The 23,910-nt window shown below is 60.2% G+C and carries 26 protein-coding genes and 1 riboswitch; of the genes, 14 read left to right on the top strand and 12 right to left on the bottom strand.

What is annotated here, in order from left to right; all coding sequences use genetic code 11:
* The 5 genes from ACTNB1_RS07260 to ACTNB1_RS07240 all read left to right on the top strand — a co-directional run.
* On the top strand, positions 1 to 1,365 hold a 1,365-nt coding region (locus ACTNB1_RS07260; RefSeq protein ID WP_441168587.1), incomplete at its 5' end, for an S-layer homology domain-containing protein.
* Positions 1,366 to 1,684: 319 nt separating this feature from the next.
* The gene (locus ACTNB1_RS07255) at positions 1,685 to 2,002 is read left to right on the top strand and encodes a DUF3847 domain-containing protein (RefSeq protein WP_441168586.1); all 318 of its coding nucleotides are present in this window, start codon (positions 1,685 to 1,687) and stop codon (positions 2,000 to 2,002) included.
* A gap of 2 nt (positions 2,003 to 2,004) precedes the next feature.
* Entirely contained in the window at positions 2,005 to 3,480 is a 1,476-nt protein-coding gene (gene mobQ / locus ACTNB1_RS07250; protein ID WP_441168592.1) for a MobQ family relaxase, read from the top strand.
* 26 nt (positions 3,481 to 3,506) lie between these two features.
* Positions 3,507 to 3,800, top strand: coding sequence for a hypothetical protein (locus ACTNB1_RS07245; RefSeq protein WP_441168585.1), 294 nt, complete (start codon positions 3,507 to 3,509; stop codon positions 3,798 to 3,800).
* 77 nt (positions 3,801 to 3,877) lie between these two features.
* Positions 3,878 to 5,515: a recombinase family protein gene (locus ACTNB1_RS07240; RefSeq protein ID WP_441168584.1), complete on the top strand. Its 1,638-nt coding sequence runs from the start codon at positions 3,878 to 3,880 to the stop codon at positions 5,513 to 5,515.
* 100 nt (positions 5,516 to 5,615) lie between these two features.
* Here ACTNB1_RS07240 and ACTNB1_RS07235 read toward each other — a convergent pair whose 3' ends face one another.
* The 3 genes from ACTNB1_RS07235 to ACTNB1_RS07225 all read right to left on the bottom strand — a co-directional run bounded on the left by ACTNB1_RS07235 (position 5,616) and on the right by ACTNB1_RS07225 (position 9,798).
* Complete coding sequence (locus ACTNB1_RS07235; protein WP_441168583.1) at positions 5,616 to 7,409, bottom strand: Na/Pi cotransporter family protein; 1,794 nt, start codon at positions 7,407 to 7,409, stop codon at positions 5,616 to 5,618.
* Between the two features lie 163 nt (positions 7,410 to 7,572).
* Positions 7,573 to 8,994, bottom strand: a complete 1,422-nt coding sequence (locus ACTNB1_RS07230; protein WP_441168582.1) for an MATE family efflux transporter — start codon at positions 8,992 to 8,994, stop codon at positions 7,573 to 7,575.
* A 183-nt stretch (positions 8,995 to 9,177) separates the two neighbouring features.
* Positions 9,178 to 9,798 carry an ECF transporter S component gene (locus ACTNB1_RS07225; RefSeq protein ID WP_441168581.1) on the bottom strand — a complete coding sequence of 207 codons (621 nt, stop codon included), beginning with the start codon at positions 9,796 to 9,798 and terminating at the stop codon, positions 9,178 to 9,180.
* Between the two features lie 82 nt (positions 9,799 to 9,880).
* A riboswitch (FMN riboswitch) is annotated at positions 9,881 to 10,014 on the bottom strand.
* A 163-nt stretch (positions 10,015 to 10,177) separates the two neighbouring features.
* Between ACTNB1_RS07225 and ACTNB1_RS07220 the strand changes: the two genes are divergently transcribed.
* The gene (locus tag ACTNB1_RS07220) at positions 10,178 to 10,675 is read left to right on the top strand and encodes an SLOG family protein (protein ID WP_441168580.1); all 498 of its coding nucleotides are present in this window, start codon (positions 10,178 to 10,180) and stop codon (positions 10,673 to 10,675) included.
* A gap of 36 nt (positions 10,676 to 10,711) precedes the next feature.
* On the opposite strand, the gene ACTNB1_RS07215 is transcribed toward ACTNB1_RS07220, so the two are convergent.
* From ACTNB1_RS07215 to ACTNB1_RS07205, 3 genes are all read right to left on the bottom strand, one after another.
* Positions 10,712 to 11,326, bottom strand: coding sequence for a hypothetical protein (locus tag ACTNB1_RS07215; protein ID WP_441168579.1), 615 nt, complete (start codon positions 11,324 to 11,326; stop codon positions 10,712 to 10,714).
* A gap of 165 nt (positions 11,327 to 11,491) precedes the next feature.
* A complete protein-coding gene (locus ACTNB1_RS07210) occupies positions 11,492 to 12,976 on the bottom strand; it encodes a recombinase family protein (RefSeq protein WP_441168578.1) in 1,485 nt (494 codons plus the stop codon).
* Between the two features lie 99 nt (positions 12,977 to 13,075).
* The gene (locus tag ACTNB1_RS07205; RefSeq protein WP_441168577.1) at positions 13,076 to 13,450 is read right to left on the bottom strand and encodes a PH domain-containing protein; all 375 of its coding nucleotides are present in this window, start codon (positions 13,448 to 13,450) and stop codon (positions 13,076 to 13,078) included.
* A gap of 346 nt (positions 13,451 to 13,796) precedes the next feature.
* On the opposite strand from ACTNB1_RS07205, the gene ACTNB1_RS07200 reads away from it, so the two are divergent.
* From ACTNB1_RS07200 to ACTNB1_RS07190, 3 genes are all read left to right on the top strand, one after another.
* Positions 13,797 to 14,105 (top strand): hypothetical protein, encoded by a 309-nt coding sequence (locus tag ACTNB1_RS07200; protein ID WP_441168576.1) that lies wholly within the window; start codon positions 13,797 to 13,799, stop codon positions 14,103 to 14,105.
* A 76-nt stretch (positions 14,106 to 14,181) separates the two neighbouring features.
* Positions 14,182 to 14,694: a hypothetical protein gene (locus ACTNB1_RS07195; RefSeq protein ID WP_441168575.1), complete on the top strand. Its 513-nt coding sequence runs from the start codon at positions 14,182 to 14,184 to the stop codon at positions 14,692 to 14,694.
* Complete coding sequence (locus tag ACTNB1_RS07190; RefSeq protein WP_441168574.1) at positions 14,688 to 15,941, top strand: replicative DNA helicase; 1,254 nt, start codon at positions 14,688 to 14,690, stop codon at positions 15,939 to 15,941. The genes ACTNB1_RS07195 and ACTNB1_RS07190 overlap by 7 nt, the downstream gene beginning before the upstream one ends.
* A 40-nt stretch (positions 15,942 to 15,981) precedes the next feature.
* Here the strand turns inward: ACTNB1_RS07190 and ACTNB1_RS07185 are convergent, their stop codons facing one another.
* The 3 genes from ACTNB1_RS07185 to ACTNB1_RS07175 form a co-directional block, all read right to left on the bottom strand.
* Positions 15,982 to 16,158: a hypothetical protein gene (locus ACTNB1_RS07185; RefSeq protein WP_441168573.1), complete on the bottom strand. Its 177-nt coding sequence runs from the start codon at positions 16,156 to 16,158 to the stop codon at positions 15,982 to 15,984.
* Between the two features lie 26 nt (positions 16,159 to 16,184).
* Positions 16,185 to 16,358 carry a hypothetical protein gene (locus tag ACTNB1_RS07180; RefSeq protein WP_441168572.1) on the bottom strand — a complete coding sequence of 58 codons (174 nt, stop codon included), beginning with the start codon at positions 16,356 to 16,358 and terminating at the stop codon, positions 16,185 to 16,187.
* A 104-nt stretch (positions 16,359 to 16,462) separates the two neighbouring features.
* Entirely contained in the window at positions 16,463 to 16,615 is a 153-nt protein-coding gene (locus tag ACTNB1_RS07175; RefSeq protein ID WP_441168571.1) for a hypothetical protein, read from the bottom strand.
* Between the two features lie 190 nt (positions 16,616 to 16,805).
* Here ACTNB1_RS07175 and ACTNB1_RS07170 point away from each other — a divergent pair, with 190 nt between their 5' ends.
* The 5 genes from ACTNB1_RS07170 to ACTNB1_RS07150 are packed head-to-tail and all read left to right on the top strand — an operon-like array spanning position 16,806 to position 21,252.
* A complete protein-coding gene (locus tag ACTNB1_RS07170) occupies positions 16,806 to 17,333 on the top strand; it encodes an RNA polymerase sigma factor (protein ID WP_441168570.1) in 528 nt (175 codons plus the stop codon).
* Between the two features lies 1 nt (position 17,334).
* Positions 17,335 to 18,072 carry a hypothetical protein gene (locus ACTNB1_RS07165; RefSeq protein ID WP_441168569.1) on the top strand — a complete coding sequence of 246 codons (738 nt, stop codon included), beginning with the start codon at positions 17,335 to 17,337 and terminating at the stop codon, positions 18,070 to 18,072.
* Positions 18,059 to 18,913 carry an ABC transporter ATP-binding protein gene (locus tag ACTNB1_RS07160; protein ID WP_441168568.1) on the top strand — a complete coding sequence of 285 codons (855 nt, stop codon included), beginning with the start codon at positions 18,059 to 18,061 and terminating at the stop codon, positions 18,911 to 18,913. The genes ACTNB1_RS07165 and ACTNB1_RS07160 overlap by 14 nt, the downstream gene beginning before the upstream one ends.
* Entirely contained in the window at positions 18,910 to 20,058 is a 1,149-nt protein-coding gene (locus ACTNB1_RS07155; protein ID WP_441168567.1) for a hypothetical protein, read from the top strand. Before ACTNB1_RS07160 ends, ACTNB1_RS07155 begins: the two co-directional genes overlap by 4 nt.
* Entirely contained in the window at positions 20,059 to 21,252 is a 1,194-nt protein-coding gene (locus ACTNB1_RS07150) for a hypothetical protein (protein WP_441168566.1), read from the top strand.
* 36 nt (positions 21,253 to 21,288) lie between these two features.
* Here the strand turns inward: ACTNB1_RS07150 and ACTNB1_RS07145 are convergent, their stop codons facing one another.
* From ACTNB1_RS07145 to ACTNB1_RS07135, 3 genes are read right to left on the bottom strand one after another with little or no spacing between them, the layout of a single operon-like run.
* Positions 21,289 to 21,942 carry a TIGR01906 family membrane protein gene (locus ACTNB1_RS07145; RefSeq protein WP_441168565.1) on the bottom strand — a complete coding sequence of 218 codons (654 nt, stop codon included), beginning with the start codon at positions 21,940 to 21,942 and terminating at the stop codon, positions 21,289 to 21,291.
* Position 21,943: 1 nt separating this feature from the next.
* A complete protein-coding gene (locus ACTNB1_RS07140) occupies positions 21,944 to 22,606 on the bottom strand; it encodes a lysoplasmalogenase family protein (protein WP_441168564.1) in 663 nt (220 codons plus the stop codon).
* Positions 22,603 to 23,277 carry a TVP38/TMEM64 family protein gene (locus ACTNB1_RS07135; protein WP_441168563.1) on the bottom strand — a complete coding sequence of 225 codons (675 nt, stop codon included), beginning with the start codon at positions 23,275 to 23,277 and terminating at the stop codon, positions 22,603 to 22,605. Before ACTNB1_RS07135 ends, ACTNB1_RS07140 begins: the two co-directional genes overlap by 4 nt.
* Positions 23,278 to 23,910 lie beyond the last annotated feature (633 nt).

Genomic DNA, 23,910 nt, shown 5'->3' with positions numbered 1-23,910 from the left:
GCGACTCCCGCTTTCAACGGTACTCCCACCCGTGAGGGCTATCAGTTCACTGGCTGGGAACCTGAAGTCGAAGAGACCGTGACTGAGAACGCTACCTATGTTGCACAGTGGGAGGAGACTCCTGCCGAAACCTTCACCGTGACCTATACCGATGGCGTGGACGGCGAAGAAATCTTTGCCGATCAGGTCACCAGAAATCTCAAGTCCGGCACTGCGACTCCCGCTTTCAACGGTACTCCCACCCGTGAGGGCTATCAGTTCACTGGCTGGGAACCTGAAGTCGAAGAGACCGTGACTGAGAACGCTACCTATGTTGCACAGTGGAGCGAAAATTCCAGCGGAAGTGGCGGTGGTGGTTCCTCCACGACCTATTACTATTTTGCCATTGAGAAGATCGACGCACAGGACAGCCATGCGCTCAACGGCGCCAAGTTTGGACTGTATCTGGACGGTAAACAGATCGCGACCGCCACTTCCAACCGCAGCGGTATCGCAATGTTCCGGGTTAATGAAAGCTACTACCGGAAGATCAATGCTAAGAGCGATCTCTACTATCAGGAGTTGACTGCTCCTGAAGGATATGTCGTGAACAGCGATGAAGTGAGCATCGAAAAGAGCGATCTGACTACCAGCAGGAGCAAGGCCGAAAAGGACGCTGAGACGGTTCGGAACTACCGCGGCTCCACACCTGACCTGCTCAATGGCGATGACCATTTCGCCTATGTCATCGGCTATCAGGATGGCTGTGTCCACCCCAACGCCCTGATCACACGTGCTGAGACCGCTACCATTTTCTTCAGACTTTTGAAGGATGAAGTGCGTGACGGCAATCTACGCACCAGCAACACCTTTGCGGATGCGGCGGATAATTACTGGGCCAATACCGCCATCTCCACTATGGCGGGTCTGGGCATCGTACAGGGACGCAGCAGCACTGCTTTCGATCCCAGCGCGTCCATCACCCGCGCCGAGTTCGCCGCCATCTGCGCCCGGTTCGATACCGGCAAGAGCAGCGGCACCCAGACGTTCTCCGACATCAAGGGTCATTGGGCGCAGAGCTACATTGAGCGTGCTGCCGAGCTGGGCTGGATCAAGGGCTTTGAGGACGGCACCTTCCGTCCCAATGACTGCATCACCCGTGCCCAGGCCATGACCATGATCAACCGTGTGCTGAACCGTATCCCGGAGGATGCAAGCGACCTGCTGCCCGACATGAACGTCTGGCCGGACTGCAACCCCGGCGACTGGTTCTATCTGGCGGTGCAGGAGGCAACTAACTCCCACAACTACAAGCACAAGGCCGGTAACTACGAGACCTGGATCAGCATGAAGCAGGATCCCGATTGGACTCGCTACGAGAACTGATCTCAAAGTAAAAATCCATTCCAGCGGAATGGCGCACTTCTATACAGGGTAAACCCTGTATTGTGCGTCCTGCGGAGCGAACAGCCCGGACACCTGAATGTCCGGGCTGTTTTGCGTCACTTCGTTCCGAACAAGGGAGTGCCTCCCTTGCGCTGCTTACGCAGCTATCCCAGCGCTCTTTGCAGCGGAAACAATCTGCTGACGCAAACTGTCCCCGCCGCAAAGTCTGAAAATCCCATACCCTCAGCCAGACCGTCTACTGAAAATGTAGGCGGTCTTTTTCATCCCATCCATCCCATCAAAAAGGAGGTCATGTGCTATGCCGAAACAGAAAACCATCCCGGAACTGAAGGCCGAGATTACCGCCAATGAGCGTCAGCTTGCCCAACTCCAACACAAACAGCAGCAGCTTGAAAACCGTGCCGTCTACTATGAAAAGGGTGACCGCCGGAAACGGGCGCACAGGCTTATCACCCGTGGCGCAGCCATTGAAAGCATCGCATCACTAACAAAGGTTTTGACTGAAACCGAGTTTTACGCCTTTGCGGAAAAAGCCCTCGCCTTGCCGGAGGTCAAGGGTTTGCTCATGGAGGCCGTCAACGAACACAATCGTGCTGAATACGAAGGGAGGTTCTAATCATCGCATTATTCCATTTTCATGTGATCCAGATCAAGCGCAGCGCCGGACAGTCTGCCGTGGCTGCTGCCGCCTATCGCTCCGGCGAAAAGCTGCACAGCGAATATTACGGTGAGAACAGCGACTACACCCGCAAGGGCGGCGTGATCTGTTCGGAAATCCTTTTGACGTCCCAAGCCCCACCCTCTTTCTCTGACCGGGAAACGCTCTGGAACGCCGTGGAGAAAGTGGAACGTGGAAAGAAAGCCCAGCTTGCATACAGTTTTGATATCGCCTTGCAGAACGAGTTTTCCATGGAGGAGAACATCGCCCTTGCAAGGCAATTTTTGTTGGACAATTTTGTGAGCCGGGGCATGGTGGTGGACTTCGCTGTTCACTCTCCCGACAAGGAGGACGGCGGTATCCGGAATCCGCATTTTCATGTCATGTGTCCCATCCGTCCTATCGAGCCGGACGGAAAATGGGGCAACAAGCAGCGGCGGGAATATGTGCTGGACGAACAGGGTGAGCGTATCCGGGATGAGGCCGGGAACTATGTTTTCAACGCTGTGCCCACCACAGACTGGGGCAGCCCGGAAACGTTGGAACATTGGCGGCAAGCATGGGCTGAACTTTGCAACGCCAAGTTTGCCGAGAAAGGTTTGAATTGCCGCATCGACCACCGCAGCTTCGATCGGCAGGGTGTGGAGCAGATACCCACCCAGCATGAGGGGCCGACTGTCCGGGCGATGGAGGCCAAGGGCATCCGCACCGACAAGGGCGATCTCAACCGCTGGATCAGGAAAACCAACGCCATGCTCCGAGAGGCGAAACAGAAAATTGCTGCTCTGATCGACTGGCTGAAAGCTGTCAAAACCGAGCTTCCCAAGCCCCAGCCGCCTGCACTGGTGGAGCTTCTGTCCGTCTACTATGACAACCGCAATAAGGGCGCATACAGCAGCAAGGCCAAGATTGCCAATCTGAAAAAATTTTCACAAGCCGTCAGTTTTCTGAAAGCAAAACAGCTCTATAACGCTGACGATCTGGACGCAGCTCTGCATACCATGCAGGACAAAATCGACACGCTGAAAAAGTCGGCATCCGGGAAGCAGGCCCGCATCAAGGAACTGGACGAGCTGCTTCGCATGGCGGACTACTACGAGGACGGAAAACCCGTTGCGGACAAGCTGAAAACCATCCGCTTTGAGAAATCCCGCCAGAAGTACAAGGCAGAACACGACGATACGCTTCGCCTGTTCTACATGGCTGAGCGCAAGTTGAAAAGACAAGTGGTGGACGATAAGCTGCCTGCTGCCGCATGGCGTGAGGAAAAGGCCCGTCTGGAAACAGAGTACAGGGATTTGCAGACGGAGCTTACACCGTTGTATGCGGACATGAAAAAGCTCTGGGGCATCCATTACAACATCTATGAAGTGCAACATGAGCAGGAGCGCCAGAACGCCGCTGTGCGGCAGAAAAAGCAGGAAATCGAACACTAATTCTTACAGAAAATCAGGAGGTACTTATGGAAGAGAAATCGAAATTTGAACACCAACTCGACCCGGAGGGATATTATTTCTCCGAGCCGGAGTCTCTGCCGTCTGAAAAAACCGAGCGCAGATTCTTCTGGGGCGAGGACGGCCATATCCATGTGAAGAATCTCTCCGCTTTCTGGATTCCCGAATTGACCGTCACCGAGGTCATCCACAGCACGACCTATGTTGTCACAGGCAGCTATGAGGGGACAGAAAACTTTGTCCGCAAGCTGGAACGCATCACATCCAGAAAGTTTGCAGAAAAGATGGAGGATTCAGAATGACAAACAACCAGAATCTTGGTACAATAGAGCCAACCAATCCTGTACTGACAGTTGCTCCACCAAAGGAGGATACAGAAATGTACGGAGCAACAGATAAAATGACCGCCCTTTATTGCCGACTGTCTCAGGAGGATGACCGGGCTGGCGAATCCCTGTCCATTGAAAATCAGAAGGCCATGCTTTTGCAGTATGCCAGGGAGCATCACTTCCCCAACCCAACCTTTTTCGTGGATGACGGTGTAAGCGGTGTGACCTACGACCGTCCCGGCTTTCAGGCCATGCTGGCCGAAATCGAGGCGGGACGGGTGGCCGTGGCGATCACCAAAGACCTTTCCAGACTGGGCCGCAACTCCGCGCTGACCGGGCTTTACACCAACTTCACCTTTCCGCAGAACGGTGTTCGTTTCATCGCCATCAACGACAACTACGACACCATTGACCCTAACCGTGTGGACAACGATTTTGCGGGCATCAAAAACTGGTTCAACGAGTTCTATGCCCGGGACACCAGCCGCAAGATCAGAGCCGTCCAGAAAGCCAAGGGTGAGCGAGGCGTACCCCTGACCACCAATGTACCCTATGGCTATGTAAAAGACCCGGAGAACCCCCGCTGCTGGGTGGTTGACCCGGTAGCCGCTGATGTGGTGAAACGCATCTTCGACCAGTGTATGGAGGGCCGTGGTCCCATGCAGATCGCCAACCAACTGAAAGCGGACAAGGTGCTAACGCCCAGCGCATACAGGGCCTTGCAGGGAATCAAGACCCCAAACAAGAAACCGGAGGACCCCTGCGACTGGCACAGCAGTACCGTTGTGGCGATTCTGGAACGGCGGGAGTACACGGGCTGTACGGTGAACTTCAAGACCTATACCAACTCCATCTGGGACAAGAAGCAGCGGGACAATCCCCTTGAGAAGCAAGCCATCTTCCCCAATACACATGAGGCCATCATCGAGGAAGCCGTGTTTGAGAAGGTACAGCAGGTGCGCCAGCAGCGGCATCGCAAGACCCGTGCAGGCCGAAGCAGCATCTTTTCCGGGCTGGTGTACTGTGCCGACTGCGGTGAGAAGCTATATTACGGGGCGACCAACAATTACCGACTGGAGGGCGCGTTCTTTGACTGTTCTCTCCATTGGAAGCACAAGGACAAGTGCGGTACTCATTACATCCGGGAAACCGTACTCAGCCACATAGTCCTGAAACACATCCAGGCTGTGACGGGCTACATTCTGCGGCATGAGGCACATTTCCGTACAGTGATGGAGGAACAACTCCGGCTGGAAAGCAGTGAGCAGATCCGCATCCGCAGGAAACGGCTGGAACGGAACGAAAACCGCATTGCTGAACTGAAACGGCTGTTCATCAGGATTTACGAGGACAACGCCAGCGGGCGGCTGAGTGATGACCGCTTCGATATGCTGAGCCTGACCTATGAAACGGAGCAGAAGCAGTTGGAGAACGAGTGCGTCACCTTGCGGCAGGAAATTGAAGTACAGGAACGACAGAACGAAAACGTTGAGAAGTTCATTCAGACGGCGCACAAGTATGTGGGAATCGACGAGCTGGACGGCTACGCTCTGCGGGAACTGGTGTCCGCCATCTATGTGGACGCACCGGACAAATCCAGCGGGAAGCGTGTGCAGCACATTCACATCCAGTACGATGGGCTGGGCTTCATCCCGCTGAATGAGCTGATGAAAGAGGAAACGGCGTGACCGAAGTCACGCCGCACCCTTTGAAAACTCAAGGGTTTCACCATTTTTTCATTTTACTGTTTTACGACCACCCGCCTAAGCAGGCGCTCTTTTTTTGCTGTTATATGTGGGCGGTGCTGTCCTGGGCGATGGGCGCGAAGTACTTTTTCCGGTACTCGCCGAACAGCTGGTCGAACTCCGGATCGGCGCCGCCGTGGTGGAGATCCCGGGTATAGGCGTGGGAGTCGATACGGATCTTGTCGTCCTTGGAGGCGGTCTGCCGCACCACCCGCAGGGCCACATTGGAGCAGTGGTCGGAGATGCGCTCCAGGTTGATCAGCAGCTCCAGGAACTGGGTGCCCAGCTCGATGGTGCACTCGCCGGTCTTCAGCCGCTCCACGTGGCGGTTTTTCAGGGTGTCGGCAATGAGGTCCACAACCTCCTCCAGCGGCTCCACCTGGACGGCCACGGCTCGCTGGTGGCTCTGATAGCAGGCGATGGTTTTTTCCAGCGTCTCATTCACGGCGGCGGCCAGCTGATCCAGCTCGCCCTGCGCCTGGGCGGAGAAGGCGATGCCCCGGTTATGCAGGGCAGCTCCGCACTCCGAGACGTTGACGGCGTAGTCGCCGATCCGCTCAAAGTCGGACAGGGTGTGGAGCAGCTCGGACACCTTGGCGCTCTCCTCCGGCGTCAGGGCCCGGTCGGTGAGCTTCACCAGGTAGTTGTCCAGCAGCTCCTCCAGCTTATCCAGGGCGGTCTCAGTCTCATTGAGCCGCTCCAGCTTCTTGGCGTCGAACTTCTTAATCAGCTCCACAGACAGCAGAAAGTTGTCCCGGGCGAACTCGCCCATCTGTACCACCGCATCGTGGGCCTTCTCCAGAGCCAGGGAGGGGGAGGACAGGAAGCGGTCGTCCAGCACGGACAGCTCCCGCTCCTCCGCGTCGCCGGGCACCACCAGCTTCACCAGCTTCACCAGCTGGCGGTTGAAGGGGAGCAGCAGGGCGGTGCAGGCCACGTTGAAGGCCAGGTGCAGGTTGGCGATGGAGCTCATATTCATGGTGGCGCCCCAGAAGGGGAAGGAGAACAGGGCGTTGCCCGCATACAGGGCCACCAGGAAGAACAGGGAACCGATGATGTTGAAGAACAGATGGATCATGGCGGTGCGCTTGGCGTTGCGGGAGGCGCCGATGGAGGAAATGAGGGCGGTGATGCAGGTGCCGATGTTCTGGCCCATGATCAGCGGCATGGCGATGTGGAAGGTGACCACACCGGTGGTGCTGATGGCCTGCAGGATGCCCATGGACGCGGAAGAGGACTGGAGCAGGGCGGTAATGAGAGCGCCCACGGCCACGCCCAGGAAGGGGTTGGAGAAGGCGGTGAACACCGCCTGGAACTCCGGCAGATCCTGGAGGGGAGCCACCGCCGTGGACATGGTGTTCATACCGATAAACAGCAGGCCCAGACCCAGGACGATCTGTCCGATGGTCTTTTTGTGCCCGCTTTTGATAAACATATAGAAGATGATGCCGATGACTGCCAGGATGGGGCCCAGGAAGGAGGGCTTGAGGAACATCAGCACGATGTTGTCCGACGAGATGTCGCCCAGGCTCAGCAGCTGAGCGGTGACGGTGGTGCCGATATTGGCGCCCATGATGATGCCCACCGTCTGCTCCAGCTTCATGATGCCGGCGTTGACGAAGCCCACGCACATAACGGTGGTGGCGGCTGAGCTCTGGATCAGACCGGTGACTACGGCGCCCAGCAGCACACCTTTAATGACGTTGCTGGTCAGCCGCTCCAGAATGTTCTCCAGCCGGCCGCTGGACAGCTTTTCCAGACCGTCGGTCATGGTGGACATACCAAACAGGAAGGTGGCCACCGCACCCAGCACGGCAATGATATTTCCTAATTCCACGATTCTCCCCCAAATCTGGCCCGCAGGCCAAATAGTAGTGGTACACATCAAATTTACACAGCCTAATTATAGCTCTCCGCCCGGCTCCCGTAAATGGCAGGGGCGGTTTTTCGGGAATTTTGGTGGTTGTGCCAAAATGGAGGAGTTGTTTTTAGACGAAATTTCAGAGAGCGCTGAAACTCGCTCCGTCCCCGCCCTGGCGGAGGGCGCGGTAGGTGCGGACCAGCACCACGGCGGAGATCAGGAAGGTGAGGACGTCGGATACGGGCATGGAGTAGAGGACACCGTCCAGGCCGAAAAAGCGGGGGAGGAGCAGGGACAGGCCCACGCCGAAAACCACCTCCCGGATCATGGACAGGGCGGTGGAGAGGAAGGACTTGCCCAGAGCCTGGAGATAGATGAAGGCGGCCTTGTTTACCGTGGCCAGGACCATCATGCACAGGTAGACCCGGAAGCAGCGGACGGCGAACTGGGTGTAGTAGGTACTTTCATTGGCGGCGCCGAACAGGCCGATAAGCTGGCCGGGGAAGAGCTCCACGATCACCAGTGCCAGCGCGCCCACGGCGGCCTCCGCCAGGATCAGCCGGGTAAGCAGACCGGCGGCCCGGTCCCGGCGCTCCGCTCCCAGGTTATAGCCGATGATGGGGATGCATCCGGCGGCCATGCCCACCGCCACCGAGATGACGATCTGGAAGAACTTCATGACGATGCCCAGCACCGCCAGAGGGATCTGGGCGTACTGGCTCTGGGAGAAGATGGGGTCCAGAGCGCCGTATTTCAGGGTCATGTTCTGGATGGCGGCCATGGCGGCCACCAGGGAGATCTGGGAGAGAAAGCTGCAGATGCCCAGGGGCAGATAGCGTTTAGCCAGGTCCCCGTGGAGCCGGAAGCAGCTTCTGTCCAGCCGGACGGCCTTCATGCGGCACAGGTACCGGACGGACAGCAGGGCGGTGAGGATCTGCCCCAGGATGGTGGCCACGGCGGCTCCCATCATGCCCCACCGGAAGCCGAAGATGAACACCGGGTCCAGGACCAGGTTGACCGCCGCCCCTGCCAGGGTGGAGGCCATGGCGAACCGGGGGCTGCCGTCGGAGCGGATGATGGGATTCATGGCCTGGCCGAACATGTAGAAGGGCACTCCCAGGGTGATCCAGAAGAAATACTCCTTGGCGCAGGCGTAGGTCTCCTGGTTGACCTGGCCGCCGAACATGGTGAGGATCTGCTGGGAGAAGAGCAGGTAGCAGGCGGTCAGCAGGATGCCCAGCAGCACGCTGAGCAGGATGGCGCTGCCGATGCTCTTCCTGGCCCGGTCGGTCTGGCCGGAGCCCAGGCTGATGCTGACGAAGGCGCAGCAGCCGTCGCCGATCATCACCGCGATGGCCAGAGCCACCACGGTCAGGGGAAAGACCACCGTGTTGGCGGCGTTGCCGTAGGAGCCCAGGTAGCTGGCGTTGGCGATGAAGATCTGGTCCACGATATTGTACAGGGCCGCCACCAGCAGGGAGATGATACAGGGGATGGCGTAGCGCCGCATCAGGCTTCCGATGGGCTGGGTGACCAGAAATGAGTTGGATTGTTCGTGCATAAGCAGCAGCCTCCTTTTTTGCTGGACCCTTTGACGGGCGACAAAAAAGCGTGTGGCCGAAAGCTGGATTTATGCCTTCGGCCACACGCTATACACTTATTATAAAATGCCGTCCGCCCTTTTTCAAAGGCAGATTTCAACAAAACCGCAGGTGCTGTTCTCTGCTGTTTTTGAGAGGAAGGCTCAGGCCTGATCGGCGGCCTTCCGGGGCTTGGAGGCAAAGGCGTCCCCGTGGACGATGTACCGGGAGACCACCTTGTACACCAGAAAGGTGACCACAGAATTGGCACCGGCCTTGATCAGGTTGAAGGGGGCGATGAAGGGGAACAGCAGGGTGTCCACATAAGCCCGGTTGGCGGCCACGGCGGCGGCGTCGCTCCAGTCGGGGGTGATGAAGTAGGGGGTGATGAAGTGGTTGAACACCATCATGGCGGCGGTCATGGCCAGCACGCCGGCCGCCAGGGCGATCACCGCGCCGGAGCGGGTGTGGCGGATCTTATAGATGGTGCCCGCCACCAGCACCAGGGTGGAGGTGGCAAAGATGTGCATGGCGATGCCCATCACGCCGCTCTGGGCGCTGACGGTAAAGCCCTGGATCAGGCTGGCCACCACCGTCAGCACGATGCCGGCCAGGGGACCGTAGGCGAAGGTGCCGATCAGGATGGGGATGTCGGCGGGGTCATACTCCAGGAAGGCCACCGGGGCGAAGATGGGGAAGTGGACCAGGGACACCAGAACAATGGACAGAGCCACCAGCATGGCCATGACAGCCAGCTTCTTGATGCGGGCGGATCTTGCGGACATAAAAAACACTCCTTAGAAATCAGTAACACCTGAAAGACCATGTCTTCCAGGTGTCAAAATCAAAGGAGCATGCGCAATTTCAACACATCTTCTTCCATCCAGACTTCGCGCCCCACTGTGCGCGTCACTGTCGGTCCCGGAGTTCCACCGGGTCAGCCGAAAAGGCTCGCGGACTGTACCGCCGATCGGGATTTTCACCCTGCCCTGAAGACATTTCATTCAGTTGTTCCACCCTCATTATACACAGTCCGAAGAAAAAAGCAACCCCTAAATGGGACTTTTCAGAAAAACAAATGTTCGATAAATCGTTGACTTGTCCCTGTGGATATAATACAATGGAGAAGCTGAATTTACTTTGCTCGGATGGGAGGCGGCGGGCATGGAGCGGAGGACCACGTGCTGCTTTACCGGTCACCGGCCGGAAAAGCTGCCCTGGAAGGACAACGAGACTGATCCCCGGTGCATTGCGCTGAAGGGGCGGCTGGATGAAGCGGTGGAGGAGGCCTATGACCGGGGCATGCGGCATTTCATGTGCGGCATGGCACGGGGAGCGGACTTTTATTTCTGCGAGGCGGTGCTGAAGCTGCGCCGGCGGTGCCCGGACGTGACGCTGGAGGCGGTGATCCCCTGCGAGGAGCAGGCCGCCCACTGGCGGGAACGGGAGCGGGAGCGGTACTTCACGCTGGTGGAGCGCTGTGACCAGGAGACCATGGTGCAGCGCCATTACGACAAGGGGTGCATGCTGCGCCGCAACCGCTACATGGTGGACCGTTCCGCCCTGCTCATCGCCGTGTACGACGGGATGCTGGGAGGCACCATGTATACCCTGACCTACGCCATGCGCCAGGGGCTGGACGTGAAGATCCTGGACATATAAAAGAAAGGGCCCATCCGCAATGGATGGGCCCTTTTCTCAGCTGTGGCAGCAGCCCTTGGGCTCCCGGCAGCAGTCGTGGGAGGGGTTGGGATCGTTGGGCGGGAAGAACTCGTTGACGGGGAACTTGACATGGCGGAACATCTCGCAGGGGTCCTCGTCGTTGCCGCCGCAGGCGCACTCCTTTTCGGGCATGCAGTAGTCGTACACCGGCATGAGCAGCTGGGAATCACGCTCCAGACGGATGATGGAGAACTGGCCCAGAGTGACGTAAATGCGCTTGTTGTCGCCGCCGAAGCACAGGTCGCTGCCGAAGCAGGAGCAGATGCAGGGGGGCACGTCGGACAGGGGGCAGTCGCAGGGGTGGCACTCGCACACGTCCACCAGCTTCATGTTGAGGACGATGGGGTCCACCACCTCCACCACGGCGGTGGGGAGATTGGTCTTGCGCAGGCTCTGTTCATCCAGGCCGTCCACCGACAGCTCGGAGGAGAACACCTTGGCGCTGCCCTCGCTGCCGAAGAGGATGACCCGCTTGTCAAAGACGCACAGGCCGCTGACCTCCACAGGCCGGGCGGCGCCCACGAAGGCGTCGGCGGTGACCTTGTAGAAGTAGCGCACATCCACAGTGTAGAAGCCCCGGTGGAAGCTCACCGGCTCCACGTCGATGTAAACATACAGCAGCTCGGCGCTGCCGGCCTTGATGCTGACAGCCCGCTCAATGGCGGCCTGGGAGCACTGGGTGGGGTAGAAACGAAGATCCTCGATACAATCCTTATCGGAAGATACAGCGCCTTATAGATAGAAAAAAGCTCCCCCTCAAAAGGGTTTTAGGTCGAATCTCAGCTGAAAGTCGGCAGGCGCGGTTTTCTTCTTTTTTTCATACCACACGGCGTCCAGGACCCCCTTCAGCATGGCGTTGCGTCCGGCGGCGTCGGCGGCGCCGTAGGCGTCCAGCACCCCTCGGATCTTTCCGGCCAGGGAGTCAGAGGCCGCCAGCCTGGCCTGCTCGAGGGTGCGCTCGGTCTCCCGCCGGAGGCGCTCCAGGCCGGCGATTTTCTCCCTCACCGCCCCCAGCCGCTCCCGGAAGGTGGACAGGTCGTATTCCCCCAACTCCAGCAGCTCATACAGCCGGCTCTTCTGCCGCTGGGCGGCGGCCAGCTCCTTTTGGACGGCCGCCAGGGTGCTGTCCAGTACCGCGGTGTTCCGGCCGGTCCCGGCCTGGTGTTCCAGCTCCAGCTGGGCCAGAGCATCCTCCAGGTAGGTGAGGATACGCCCTTCCACCAGCTCGAACCTGGTAGAGGCGCAGCACCCCGGCTTGGTGCAGAGCAGGTAGGGGGTGCCCCGCATGGTCACACGCTGCATGTGCTGCCCGCAGTTGGCGCACAGCACCACCCCCGCCAGAGCGCTGCGCACCGTCCCGTCCCGCCTGGAGGGATGATACCGCCCGGCCAGAATGGCCTGCACCTGGTCGTAGGTCTCCTGGGACACGATGGCCGGGTGTATCCCGTCCACGATGGTCCATTGCTCCCTGGGGTTGCAGATGGTGATGTGCTTGGGATTGCCCTTGGCCCCCTTGCGGATGTGGGTCTTCTGATCCCATACGATCTTGCCGGCAAAGGTGGGGTTGCGCAAAATGTGAGCCACGCTGTTCCGGGTGAACTCCGCCGAGCGGTGGGGCTTGGCGCCCAGAGAATTGACGTACCGGGCGATGGACACACAGCCGTAGCCCTGGAGGTAGAGGTCGTACATCATCCGCACGAATTTGGCCTCCGGCTCGTAGATCTCCAGGGTGGGCTTCCGGTCCACCGTTACCTTTCGGTAGCCGTAGGGGGCGTTGGCCACATAGCAGCCGTCCTGGATGGTCTGCTTCAGGCCGCGGCGCAGCCGCTTGTTGATGATCTTGTACTCCCGGCGGCTCATGAAGGTCTTGAACTCCGCCATCTCGTCGTCCAGATCGTCGGACAGGTCGTAGGTCTTTTCCGGGGTGACGATCAGGGTGCCGGAATCCCGGAAGGCGTCCAGAATGATGCCCTGGTCCTTCATCCGGCCCCGGGAGAGCCGGTCCAGATCCATCACCAGTACCGCGTCATACCGGCCGTCCTCCACGTCCTCCAGCAGCCGCAGCATCTCCGGACGGGCGTACAGACTCTCTCCGCTGACTACCTCGTAATAGGTCTCAGTGATGTGGATATCGTGGGCGGCGGCGAAGGCGGCCAGGGCCTTCCGGTGCCTGGCCAGCACCTCCTCGGTGTCCATGCCCTCCTCCATCCGGGATTTGCGGAGATATTGCGCCGCGTTCATGTCTGTCACCTCCTGGAGAAAAATGATACATATGTTCGATATCGGGCGGAAAAAGAGGCCGGGGCGTGAGCCCCGGCTCTTTTGTACTTCCTGATTATTTTACAGCACTCTCTCGCTGATCATGCGGCAAATGTCAGCCACATTGCAGTTGGCGGTAAACTCGAACTTTACCTTCCCCAAACCGGAAAACCACAGCTCCAATTCACTGTCCAGATCCAGCACACCGGCCGTTTCAACGGAAAACGCCTGGATTTTGCTGTATGGCAGGCTGGAGAAGTCCTTCTTCTTTCCGGTAAGGCCCTGAACGTTGATGGCAAAGATACGCTTGGTTGTAAATACTACGCCGTCCCGAATGGTTTGGAAAGACTGGATGACAGTTTCGCCGGGCACGAACATGGGCTGAATCATGGGGAGAAAATTCTGGTCCGGGACAGGCTTTAACTTTAAGTAAGCTGCATTTTTAAAGTCGATCACGTTGCATACTCCTCTCATTTAACCAAGATTTTCCTCTGGATACCCGTTTGCGAAATAAAATTTTTGCAAAATTTGTTGAAAAGGTGGGGGTGTTCTCCGTATAAGGATAAATAGAAGGACCTTCTAAGAAACCTGACTTTTTGCGCAAAAAGAAACGTCCACGGGCATCCGTACTGCAAATCATATCATACAACCGGGAAAAGGACAACCTAAAAGAAGGAAAAACTTAGAAACTCAGGGAATGGTGTAAACATAAGCCATAACGTGACGAGAAGGGACCGCGCCGGAAATCCTCATAGGACATCCGTACGGAAACATACAACAAAATGGGGGAGGTGCGGTACATATGTGGGAGCTGAACATCGAGCCTGTGGAGGAGCTGGTGGTCACGGCCAGGATCCTTCACGAAAAGATCGGCCGGCATGAGGTGGACACCGTCATGACCCGCCGGAGGGGACTGCACTGGCTCACCGAGCTGTCGGGAAAGCGGGTGCTGGTGGACGAGAGCGCCACGATGGACGCGGGAGAGCTGGGCACCACTCTGTGCTTCACCCCTCACAAAGACATTGCGGTCAGCGCGCAGGAGCGGGCCGCCAACCGGGAGATGATCAAAAAGGCGGCGGTCAAAGCCATGCTGGACCAGGGGATTTGGTAGGGAAGATCGCCGTGAGAACACACAAAAGAGAGGCCCCGCTGTCTGGGGCGCAATTATTACAAGGAGGGCAGGGTCTGTGAAAGAGTGTCATTTCAATGTGGAGCTGGCCCGGCGCCATGGCGTGAATGGAGCCATTTTCCTCCACGCCATGGCCTTTTGGGTCGGGAAAAACCAAGCCGCCGGTCGGCACTTCCACGAGGGCCGCACCTGGACATATAACACGCTGGAGGCACTGGCCGGGCAGTTCCCGTTCTGGAGCCGCCGGCAGGTGGAGGGGATCGTGGCAAAGCTGAAGAAGGACGGGGTGCTGTTCACCGGGAACTTCAGCCGGGACAAGACCGACCGGACGGTCTGGTACGCTCTGGCGGACAGCGTGCTGGAGGTGTACGGTCTCCTTACGCCTCCCATTTCACCAAACGGTGAATTGCATCCCCCCAAAACGGGAAAACCATTTCCCCGTTCGGTGAAATGTAATAAGGAAACAGTTACTAACCAGTTAAATATATCCCCTGATATTCCCCAAGTGGACAAGCCCGGTCAGGCTCAGCCGCCGGGGATGATCGTCCGTGAGGAGGTGCCCACATGGTAAGTCTGGAGGCCAACGACCGCCTGTCCAGTCAGGAGGCGGTGCTGGGCTCCCTGCTGATCGAGCCCAAGCTGATCGGGCCGGTGCTGGGGAAGGTAGCGGACCGGGACTTCCTGGACGACGCCTACCGGCAGATCTTCCAGGCCATCCGGGCCCAGTTCGTCAGCGGCAAGCCGGTGGACCCGGTGACCGTCCGGGACAGGCTGGGCGGGGGAGAGACCTGGAGCAGGCTGCTGCTTGAGATCATGGAGGACACGCCTACCGCCGCCAACATCTGGGAGTATGTGCCCCGGATGCAGGAGCAGGCCCGGCTGTTCCGGGGCCGTGAGATCGCCCAGGACCTTGCCAGGGTCAGCGACATGGAGGAGCTCCGCCGGGGGCTGGACAAGCTCCAGGCCCTCACCGTGGAGCGGCAGGACGTGGGGCGGATGAACATGGAGCAGATGCTGCAATCCTTCTGGCAGCGGCACACCACGCCCCACCGGTATCTGACCTGGGGGCTGTCCAAGCTGGACCAGCAGCTTTTTGCGGACCTGGGGGACATGATCGTGCTGGGCGGCTACCCCTCCGCCGGCAAGACCGCCCTGGCGGTGTCCTTCGCCTACCACCAGAGCGCGGAAAAGCGGGTGGGGTTTTACTCCCTGGAGACCAGCCGGTACAAGCTGGCCGACCGGCTGATCGCCGGCATGGCGGGCATCGAGATGGCCGCCATCAAGCGGGGGGAGCTCACCGAGGCGGAGTGGACCCGGGCGGCTGACGCGGCACCCAAGATCCTCAGGCACCAGCTGGAGCTGATCGACGCCTCCGGCATGACGGCCGGCGACATCCGGGCGGACGCCCTGGCCAACCGGTACCAGATCGTCTATGTGGACTATCTCCAGATCGTGGAGCCGGAGAACCGCAGGGCCAACCGCACGGAGCAGGTGTCCGCCATCAGCCGGGCCTTTCAGCAGATGGCCCACGGCAGCGGCATCCTGGTGGTGGCCCTGTCCCAGCTGGCGCGCTCGGAAAAGGCCAGGGACGATAGCAGGTACGTCGAGCCCACCATGAGCGACCTGCGGGAGTCGGGGCAGATCGAGCAGGACGCCGACGCCGTCCTGCTGCTCTACCTGGAGGAGCCGTCCCGGCCCAACGAGAGCCGCCGGGTGCTCAAGCTGGCCAAAAACAAGGACGGCGAGCGGGGTCGGATGTACCTGGCCTTTGACGGGGCCCATCAGCGGTTCCGCCAGGCCGGGGCCGATCAGACGTAAAACAGGCGCCGTCCACATGCGGGGCGGCGCCTGTCCGGCGTCAATCCTGGGAATTGGGGTGGTAGACCTTCATGTGAGGGCCGGAAGTGCCGGCGATGATGGGATTCGCCTTTTCCTTTCCGTGCTTGGCCTTGCCCTGAATTTCGGGAACGGGTGCCTGTTCGTTGCGGGGCTGGGTGTGGGTCCGCTCCGGACGCGCCATGCCTTGTTTGGCCATACTGATATCACCTCGATAACTGCGGCTTAAAACAGCTGCTTTACCTCGTTTGCCATGCGTTTGAGATCTTCCAGGGTCGCAGGCTGCTGCTTGCGGGCGCGGATTTTTGCCTGGATATAGCCGGGCAGCTGGGCAAAATAGGCTTCCATGGCCGGGTCTTCCATCAAATTGGCGTATCTGTCGCTGTAAGTGGGTTCCATGCAAATCACCTCCGAGGATAGCATGCCCACCGGTCATGCAGTTATGATAAGAGAAAAAAGATGGAGGCTCAGAGGACCGTGACATTGGTTGAACCTGTATTGTATCATAGATCGGTAAGAGCAGGAGGGAGCGGCTGATTAAAAGACGCTATATCCTCCTCCTTGCAGGAATCATAGATCTTCTTGGTGTGTATGCAGACGGCCTCCCGGATACAAGCGGTATCCTGCACGGGACCGGGCATAACCTTCTCAGGCATTGCAATACCTCCTAGCAGATATTGAAAGGGGAAACCCTTCCGCACCATTCTATGTGCGTCCGGCGGGTTGGTGCCCGAAGCAAGTCAAAAAGAGGGATGGCCCGTCTGCGGCAAGCAGAAAAAAGCGGAATTTTGTGAAACGATTGGCGGTCCTGGACCGAATATATCATCAGAGAAGGGCGGTGAGGCAGTGGAGGAAGAACGCAAATGGATCCGGGACATCCAGCGCCGCGGGTCCCGGCAGGCGGCGGACCAGCTGGTCCGGGCCTACTATGACGAGATCTACCGCTTCGCCGTCCGGCAGACCGGCCATAAGGAGGACGCCATGGACCTGACCCAGACCATTTTTCTGGCGGTGCTCCGGTCCCTGCCCGCCTTTGACGGGCGGAAGGCCTCCTTCCGCACCTGGCTGTACCGCATCGCGGTGAACAAGGCCATCGACTGCCGCCGGATGGTCCGGGAGGACGTGGTGCCCCTGGAGGAGACCGAAGCGCCCGACCGGACCGACTTTGCCGCCCAGGTCCAGGACCGGGACCTGCTGAACCGGCTGGAGGACTACGTCTCCGGCCTGGACCCGGAGACCCAGGCGGTGTATCGCCTGCGGGTGTACGGAGAGCGCACCTTTCCCGAGATCGCCGCCGCCCTGGGCCGGCCGGAGGCGGCGGTGAAGACCCGCTACTACCGGCTGATGGCCCGGCTGAGAAAGGAGTTTGGATGATATGGAGCGCTGGAACGAACCCATGCCCGCCCGATGGGAGCGGGAGGCGGAGATCGCCGCCATCCTGGACCGGGGGCTGGTCCCACGGCCCGGCCTGACCGCCGTCCTCCGGTCCGCCCTGGACGCCCGGGTGCTCTTTTTCGGGGTGGCCGACTGCATCTTTCTGAGCATCCTGGCGGCGGTGCTGCTGCTGATCCCTCTGCTGGCAGCTGCCCTTCAAATGGCCGCCGTGGTCCCCATGCTCTTTCTGGCCTCCCCGGCGCTGTACGCCCTGCTGCTGGGCCTCACCGCCTGGAAGGAGGCCCAGTCCGGCCTGCTGGACTGGAAGCGGAGCTGCCGGCTGTCCGTCCGGGCGGTGACCGCCCTGCGGATGGTGGTGTTCGGCGGCGGCTCGGTGCTGGTGTGGGTGCCGGTGAACCTGTGGCTGTGGAAAGCGATGGGAGGGGAACTGCCCCTGAGCTGGATGCTGGGGGTGTCCCTGTCCAGCCTGTTCCTCTACGGCCTGCTGTCCCTGATCTGCCTGGAGAGACGGGGACGGGGGCAACTGGTCGCTCCGCCGGTCATCTGGGCGGCCCTGGGGGGCCTGCTGCTGATGTGGGACGGGGCGTCGGCCTGGCTGGCCGCCCTGCCCGGGGCGGTGTTTCTGGCCCTGGCCGGGGGAGCCCTGGCCTTGTACCTGCTGGAATTGAGACGGTTCTGCCTGGGGCGGAGGAGAGGAGAGACTTATGCTTTCAGTTGAACATGTGACCAAGCGCTATGGGACATTCACCGCTCTGGAGGACGTGAACCTGGCCTTTGAGCCGGGAGTGTACGGCCTGCTGGCCCCCAACGGGGCGGGCAAGACCACCCTCATTAAGCTGCTGGCTACCCTGCTGTTCCCCACGGAGGGGCAGATTTTGTGGGACGGGGAGGACATCCACACCCTGGGTGCGGAGTACCGGAGCCTGCTGGGCTATCTGCCTCAGGACTTCGGCTTCTACCCCTCCTACACCGCCCGGCAGTTCCTCCGCTACGCCGCCGCTCTCCAGTGCCTGCCCAAGGGAGAGGCGGAGAAGCGCATTGCGGAGCTGCTGGACACCGTGGGCCTGTCCGACGCGGCGGACAAGAAGCTAAAAACCTTCTCCGGCGGCATGCGCCAGCGGGTGGGCATCGCCGTGGCCATGCTCACGGACCCCAGGCTGCTGCTGCTGGACGAGCCCACCGCCGGACTGGATCCCCGGGAGCGGGTGCGGTTCCGCAACCTGATCCACGCCCTGGCCGCCGACCGCATCGTCATCCTGTCCACCCACATCGTCTCGGACATCGAGACCATCGCCGGGCAGATCGTCATGTTCAAAGACCATAAGCTGTACTGCTGCGACAGCCCCGCCCGCATCTGCGCCCAGTGGAAGGGCAAGGTGTGGCAGGTGCCGGAGGGAGCCGCCCTGGGCCCGGACCAGCTGGTTCTCAGCGAAGGCCAGAGCGAGGCAGGGGCGGTGTTGCGGGTGCTGTCCGACACGGCCCCGGCGGGTGCTGTCCCTGTGACGCCCGGCCTGGAGGATGCCTTCCTGGCCATCTACCGGGAGGAGGGAGGAGCATGAGGCTGGCGGTGTGGGAATGGCGAAAACTGTTCCGCATGCCCGCCCTGTGGGTGTTCGTGGGGCTGTGCCTAGTGTTCAACGGCCTGCTGCTGTCCAGTCCCTCCGCCCTGGACCGGTCCTTCTTCAACGATACCTCGGCGGACGCCGCCGCCCTGGGCCAGCGGGTGGACGAGGCGTTCCTGGCGGGGCTGGACGCCCTGCCAGACACGGAGAACCGGGAAATTTTGCGTCAGTCGGTGGAGGGACTGGAGAATATCTTTACAGACTACGACACCGGGGAGCTGACCGACTTTTACCAGAATCTGATGGAGGGGGACCCCCTGGCCCAGAGCTGGATGGCCTGGAAGTACGACCTGCTCCAGGCCCGGGTGGACCACCTGGCCCAGACCGGCGCGGCCATGGACCTGTATGTGGGGCCCATCACCTTTAACAGCCATCAGTACCTCTATGATACCCTGTTCCGGGCCGTCGTGGCCGAGGGTATTCTGCTGGGTCTGCTGTGCGCCCTCTATCTGGTGGGGTATGAGGGCATGACCGGCACACGCGCCCTGACCTGCGCCAGCCGGACGGGTCGGAAGCTGTGGCGGAGCAAGACTCTGGCCGCTCTGGCCGCCGCCCTGGGCCTCTACGCCCTGCTGGTTCTGCTCACCCTGGGACCTTACCTGATTCTGTGGGACTACGGCGGCATCTGGTCAGCCAGCGTGTCCAGCCAGTTCAACTATTTGGTGGATATGCTCTACTCCCGCCCCTTCCTTACCTGGGCGGACTTCACCGTGGGGAGCTATTTTGCCGCCATGGTGGCGGCCGGCGGGGCGCTGGTGGCGGTCTTTACCCTGATAGGGGCCGTGGCGGGCCTGCTGGTGGGCAATACTTACGGGGCGGCCATCGCCGCGGCGGCCTTATGCGCCCTGATGATCGGCCTGGCCTCTGCCCTGGTCAACGGCCTTGGGCTGTGGTGGGCCTACCTGCTCACCACCTTTTCCCCGGCCTATCTGTGGCTGGCTGTCAACGGCTGGTTCACCGAGCTGGGGCAGGGAGGGCTGGTGCCCTGGCAGGAGACGGTGGGCCTGGCCCTCAACCTGTTGGTGTGGGGCGGCTTCACCCTGCTGGCCCTGAGGCGGTTCGGAAGAAAGGATGTGGCGTAAATGGCTCTGCTGAAATGGGAACTGAAAAAGATCTGGCGGCCCGGCCTGCTGCTGGCCATCGCCCTCATCGGCCTTGTGTTTTATGACGCGCGGCCCGGTTTTTATCTGGAATACTTCTGGGATGCAAGTAACTTGCGGCTCTCCGCCGGCTGGCTGGAAGCCTACGGCACCACCATGGAGCCGGAGGAGCGGGCTCAGCTGGACGGCCAGCTGGAAGAGCTGGAGGCGGAGTTTGCCGAGCAGGTGGCCCAGATCTCCGGGGCCGCGGAGGCGGGGATCACTGATTATGAGAGCTACCTGGACTGGGAGGAGAGTTACCACAACAGCACCCGGGCAGAGGCACAGACAGAGGAGGACTCCGACCTGTACTGGGGTATCTACTACGCCACCAACCGGAACACAATAGAAGCGCTGCTTCAGTTTGTGGAGAACTATGACACCCTGGCAGCCGGTGAAAAGCCAGAGGTCTGGGGCAGTGAGGTGGGGGAGTATTCTCCCGCCCACCAGCCCAGCGTGCAGCGGGTGGAGGACGTGAGAACGGAGGGCGTGTCCGGGTTCCTGCCCGCCGCCGCCATCGGTTCCGCCGACGACTTCTTTCACTACTTCGCCATCTGGTGCGTCTTCAGCGCGGTGCTGCTGCTGTCCCCCACCCTGGTGCGGGACGCCCTCCGCCGCACCAGAGCCATGCAGTGGGCTTCCCGCCGGGGGCGGGGGGTGCTGAACGCCCAGATGGGGGCGGCTCTGCTGTCCGGGGCGCTGCTCACCCTGCTCAACTGCGCAATTTACCTGGGCCCCTTCCTGGCCACCGGTGCCCTGCGGTTTTGGAACTGCTCCCTGGTCAGCGTGTGGAACAGCTTCTCCTTCCCCTGGTTCGACTGGACCTACGGCCAGTATCTGCTGATCCTGCTGGGGCTTACCTTCCTGCTGACCCTGGCGGCCTCCGGGTTCACGGTGGTGCTCTCCCAGTTCAGTGCCAGCTATGTGGCCATGCTCCTCAAGGCCATACCCCTGATTTTTGTGCTGTGCTGGGGCGTGGTGCCCTGGATCATGGCGGGAGCGGGGCTGTTTTCCGGCAGACCCGTCCGGCTCACCGGCCTGCCGGGTACGGAGTTCATCTGCGCCGTCCTGACCGTCCTGCTGGCCCTGGCGCTGTGTATGCTGACCGTCCGCCGCCAGCGGCGGGCCGAACTGTAACAAAAAAGCAGGGCTCCTGTGGGAGCCCTGCTTTTCTTATTGCTTACGCCGCCGGAGCAGATCTGCCGCGATCAGCCCCGCGCAGCAGACCAGGAGTACCACGCCGATCAGGATGGCGCAGTTGCGGAAAAATTCCTCCGGCATGACCAGGATGATCTGATCCGTGGCCGGATCAAAGAGCCAGTTGTCCTTGCCGGGGAAGAAGATGGCATGGAAGACCACAAAGGCCCGCTCAAAATCCAGGGCGGCCAGGCCCCCCACCACCGCCACCAGCCCGGCGGCCAGGACGCCCGCCCAGAAGCCGGGACCCCGACCCAGGGGATGGTGGAAGCGGAGCTTTCCGTTCAGCCGCAGCCCCAGCAGCAGCGCGCATACCACGGCGGAGAGGGCCAGCACGGCGAAGTCGATCAGAAACAGCTCCCGCACGTCGGCAAAGTGGCTGCGGCCGGACTCCGACCAGGCCAGCTGCCCGGTGCCGAAGGGCTTGCCCAGCACGCAGAAGTCCAGCACCTCGTCGTAGGCCTCCCGGATCACCTCTTCCGACCAGCCGGTACGCTCCGGCAGGTCCAGGGCGTCGATCTGGACGTAGTAGAAGGGGCGGAACAGGATGGGCACGGCGATGGAGAAGCTCAGCACCAACAGGGCCAGGGCCACCGTACATAGCAGGGAGGCCAGTCTGGAGGGTTTCATATCAATCACACAGCTTTCCGGCGGAGAGAGTAATGAGCACCTGGGAGGGGAGGTAGAACAGCCACATCCCCACCTGGGCGAAGGGGAGCAGGACCAGCACCGGCGCCTCCGGCAGGAGAGGGGCCAGATTGCACAGGCCCACGCACAGGTCGCACCCCATAAAGAGGAAGAGTCCCACAGCCAGCATCCGGCCCCGCCGGCCCAGGGACAGGGCGGTAAAGGCGTTGGCGGTCAGCTGGGAGAAGTAGAGCAAGGTCAGGGCGGTGAGCGGGTCCAGGACCCCCAGCGCCCCGCCTGCGGCCAGCAGCACAGCGGCCAGCCCGCCCCGGAACGCCAGGGTATGGGCCCAGGGCCGTCTGCCCGCCCGCTGGAGCCGGATCAGGTAGAGGACCTGCACCACACAGAAGGAGGCCACCCCTGCCGTGTACCAGCGGTCCAGCACCAGGAGAAAGAGGTCAGCCAGCAGGGTGAAGGCCAGGGCGACCCGGGTCAGCCTGAGGTCTGTATTCCGGCTGTGACCCAGCAGATAGCAGAAGCACAGCAGGATGGACAGATATTTGATGGGTACATCCAGGCCGCTGCCCGGCAGGAACAGGTCCAGGCCCAGGAAGGCGGCGTACAGACAGCCCTCCGCAATCAGAAAAGGAACCGGATTTCTTCTCATTTCCGGAACCGCTCCAGCAGCTTGCGCTCCCAGTAATCGCCGTATTTCATACCCACCAGGAACACTGCGATCCCGGCCAGGGCCAGCAGGGCCATGGCCCAGGGAGGAATGGACAGGGCGGAGCCGCCCAGGGCGGACGCCACCAGCAGACCCCAGGGCCGGGTGACGAGCACGATGACCAGGAACCGGCGGAAGGATATAGAGGTAAGGCCGGCCAGGATGCAGATCAGGTCGTCAGGGAAGAAGGGGAAGAGGAAGACCAGGATCAGAAAGACGTCCTGCTTGCGGCGGATGACGTCCAGGTACCGGCTGGTGACCGACTGGCTGACCATCCGATCTACAAAGGACTGGCCCAGGTTTCTGGCCAGCAGGAACACCACCACGGAGCCCAGCACCACCGCCAGCCAGGTGAGCAGGAAGGAGACCCAGGTGCCGAACAGAAGTCCGCCGGCCAGGGCGGTGATGTTGCTGGGGATGGGGGCCAGCATGACGGACAGGAACTGGATCAGGAAGAAGAACAGGTGGGTGTAGGGGGTAAAGCGCTGGATATAGTCCCGCATGTCCTGTTCGGAGCCGAGGGCGGCAAAGAATCCGCTCTTCCAGAGCAGAAGGACGCCGCCCGCCGCCAGCAGCACGGCCAGCAGCAGTGTGATCAGCCACTTTCGTTTCATCCGTTTCCGTCTCCCTGTTGTATACAAAATCAAAAAGGGCCGGATGGCTGCCATCCGGCCCCGCTCTAACAGGCTACCATGTTTTGGACCTGTATTCCAGTGGTATTTTATTAACATTTTCCATATAAACAAAAAACCCACACCCGACACGGTGTGGTTTCTGCCTGTCATACTCAGCGCTCACTGTAAACAACAGATTCGTCACTGCCGAAGATCAGCTCGTCCACATCGGAAACATCAATACCCTTATAAATGATCATATGCATCCACCTCCTTTCACTTGATTGGATTCAGTATAGCACCTTTCTCAGAAAAATGCAAGAGAAATATGTAATGCTTGCATAATAAAATTGTAGAGGAATAGTAAAGAAACGAGCAAAACAAGAGATGCCGGGATCAAAATGGTATGAGACGCCAATAATTTGACCCTTTCGGCGCCTGCTGGGGCGCATTTGCCGGATGCGCTCGGCGATGGGGCAACGGCAGGTATGGCATAAACCAAGGCGGAACTTGCACCTGCTGAACGCGGCAGAGAGGGCCTGCCGGAAAAAGACTATGCTGGCAGAATATTGTTTTGACCGGGACGGATTGATAAAATAAAAAAGGTATAAAAAGCGGAAAAGGGTGATCGAT

The organism is Flavonifractor sp. HCP28S3_F3 (assembly GCF_052065355.1).
GTDB lineage: Bacteria > Bacillota > Clostridia > Oscillospirales > Oscillospiraceae > Flavonifractor.
Note: the sequence above shows the minus strand (reverse complement) of the source record. Positions and strands in the feature narration are given on the sequence as shown.

Excerpts from the sequence above, each read along its gene's own strand:
- ACTNB1_RS07255 (WP_441168586.1), top strand. The coding sequence starts at position 1,685 with ATGCCGAAACAGAAAACCATCCCGGAACTGAAGGCCGAGATTACCGCC.
- ACTNB1_RS07245 (WP_441168585.1), top strand. The coding sequence starts at position 3,507 with ATGGAAGAGAAATCGAAATTTGAACACCAACTCGACCCGGAGGGATAT.
- ACTNB1_RS07240 (WP_441168584.1), top strand. The coding sequence starts at position 3,878 with ATGTACGGAGCAACAGATAAAATGACCGCCCTTTATTGCCGACTGTCT.
- ACTNB1_RS07230 (WP_441168582.1), bottom strand. The coding sequence starts at position 8,994 with ATGCACGAACAATCCAACTCATTTCTGGTCACCCAGCCCATCGGAAGC.
- ACTNB1_RS07225 (WP_441168581.1), bottom strand. The coding sequence starts at position 9,798 with ATGTCCGCAAGATCCGCCCGCATCAAGAAGCTGGCTGTCATGGCCATG.
- ACTNB1_RS07220 (WP_441168580.1), top strand. The coding sequence starts at position 10,178 with ATGGAGCGGAGGACCACGTGCTGCTTTACCGGTCACCGGCCGGAAAAG.
- ACTNB1_RS07210 (WP_441168578.1), bottom strand. The coding sequence starts at position 12,976 with ATGAACGCGGCGCAATATCTCCGCAAATCCCGGATGGAGGAGGGCATG.
- ACTNB1_RS07200 (WP_441168576.1), top strand. The coding sequence starts at position 13,797 with ATGTGGGAGCTGAACATCGAGCCTGTGGAGGAGCTGGTGGTCACGGCC.
- ACTNB1_RS07190 (WP_441168574.1), top strand. The coding sequence starts at position 14,688 with ATGGTAAGTCTGGAGGCCAACGACCGCCTGTCCAGTCAGGAGGCGGTG.
- ACTNB1_RS07185 (WP_441168573.1), bottom strand. The coding sequence starts at position 16,158 with ATGGCCAAACAAGGCATGGCGCGTCCGGAGCGGACCCACACCCAGCCC.
- ACTNB1_RS07180 (WP_441168572.1), bottom strand. The coding sequence starts at position 16,358 with ATGGAACCCACTTACAGCGACAGATACGCCAATTTGATGGAAGACCCG.
- ACTNB1_RS07175 (WP_441168571.1), bottom strand. The coding sequence starts at position 16,615 with ATGCCTGAGAAGGTTATGCCCGGTCCCGTGCAGGATACCGCTTGTATC.
- ACTNB1_RS07165 (WP_441168569.1), top strand. The coding sequence starts at position 17,335 with ATGGAGCGCTGGAACGAACCCATGCCCGCCCGATGGGAGCGGGAGGCG.
- ACTNB1_RS07160 (WP_441168568.1), top strand. The coding sequence starts at position 18,059 with ATGCTTTCAGTTGAACATGTGACCAAGCGCTATGGGACATTCACCGCT.
- ACTNB1_RS07155 (WP_441168567.1), top strand. The coding sequence starts at position 18,910 with ATGAGGCTGGCGGTGTGGGAATGGCGAAAACTGTTCCGCATGCCCGCC.
- ACTNB1_RS07150 (WP_441168566.1), top strand. The coding sequence starts at position 20,059 with ATGGCTCTGCTGAAATGGGAACTGAAAAAGATCTGGCGGCCCGGCCTG.
- ACTNB1_RS07145 (WP_441168565.1), bottom strand. The coding sequence starts at position 21,942 with ATGAAACCCTCCAGACTGGCCTCCCTGCTATGTACGGTGGCCCTGGCC.
- ACTNB1_RS07140 (WP_441168564.1), bottom strand. The coding sequence starts at position 22,606 with ATGAGAAGAAATCCGGTTCCTTTTCTGATTGCGGAGGGCTGTCTGTAC.
- ACTNB1_RS07135 (WP_441168563.1), bottom strand. The coding sequence starts at position 23,277 with ATGAAACGAAAGTGGCTGATCACACTGCTGCTGGCCGTGCTGCTGGCG.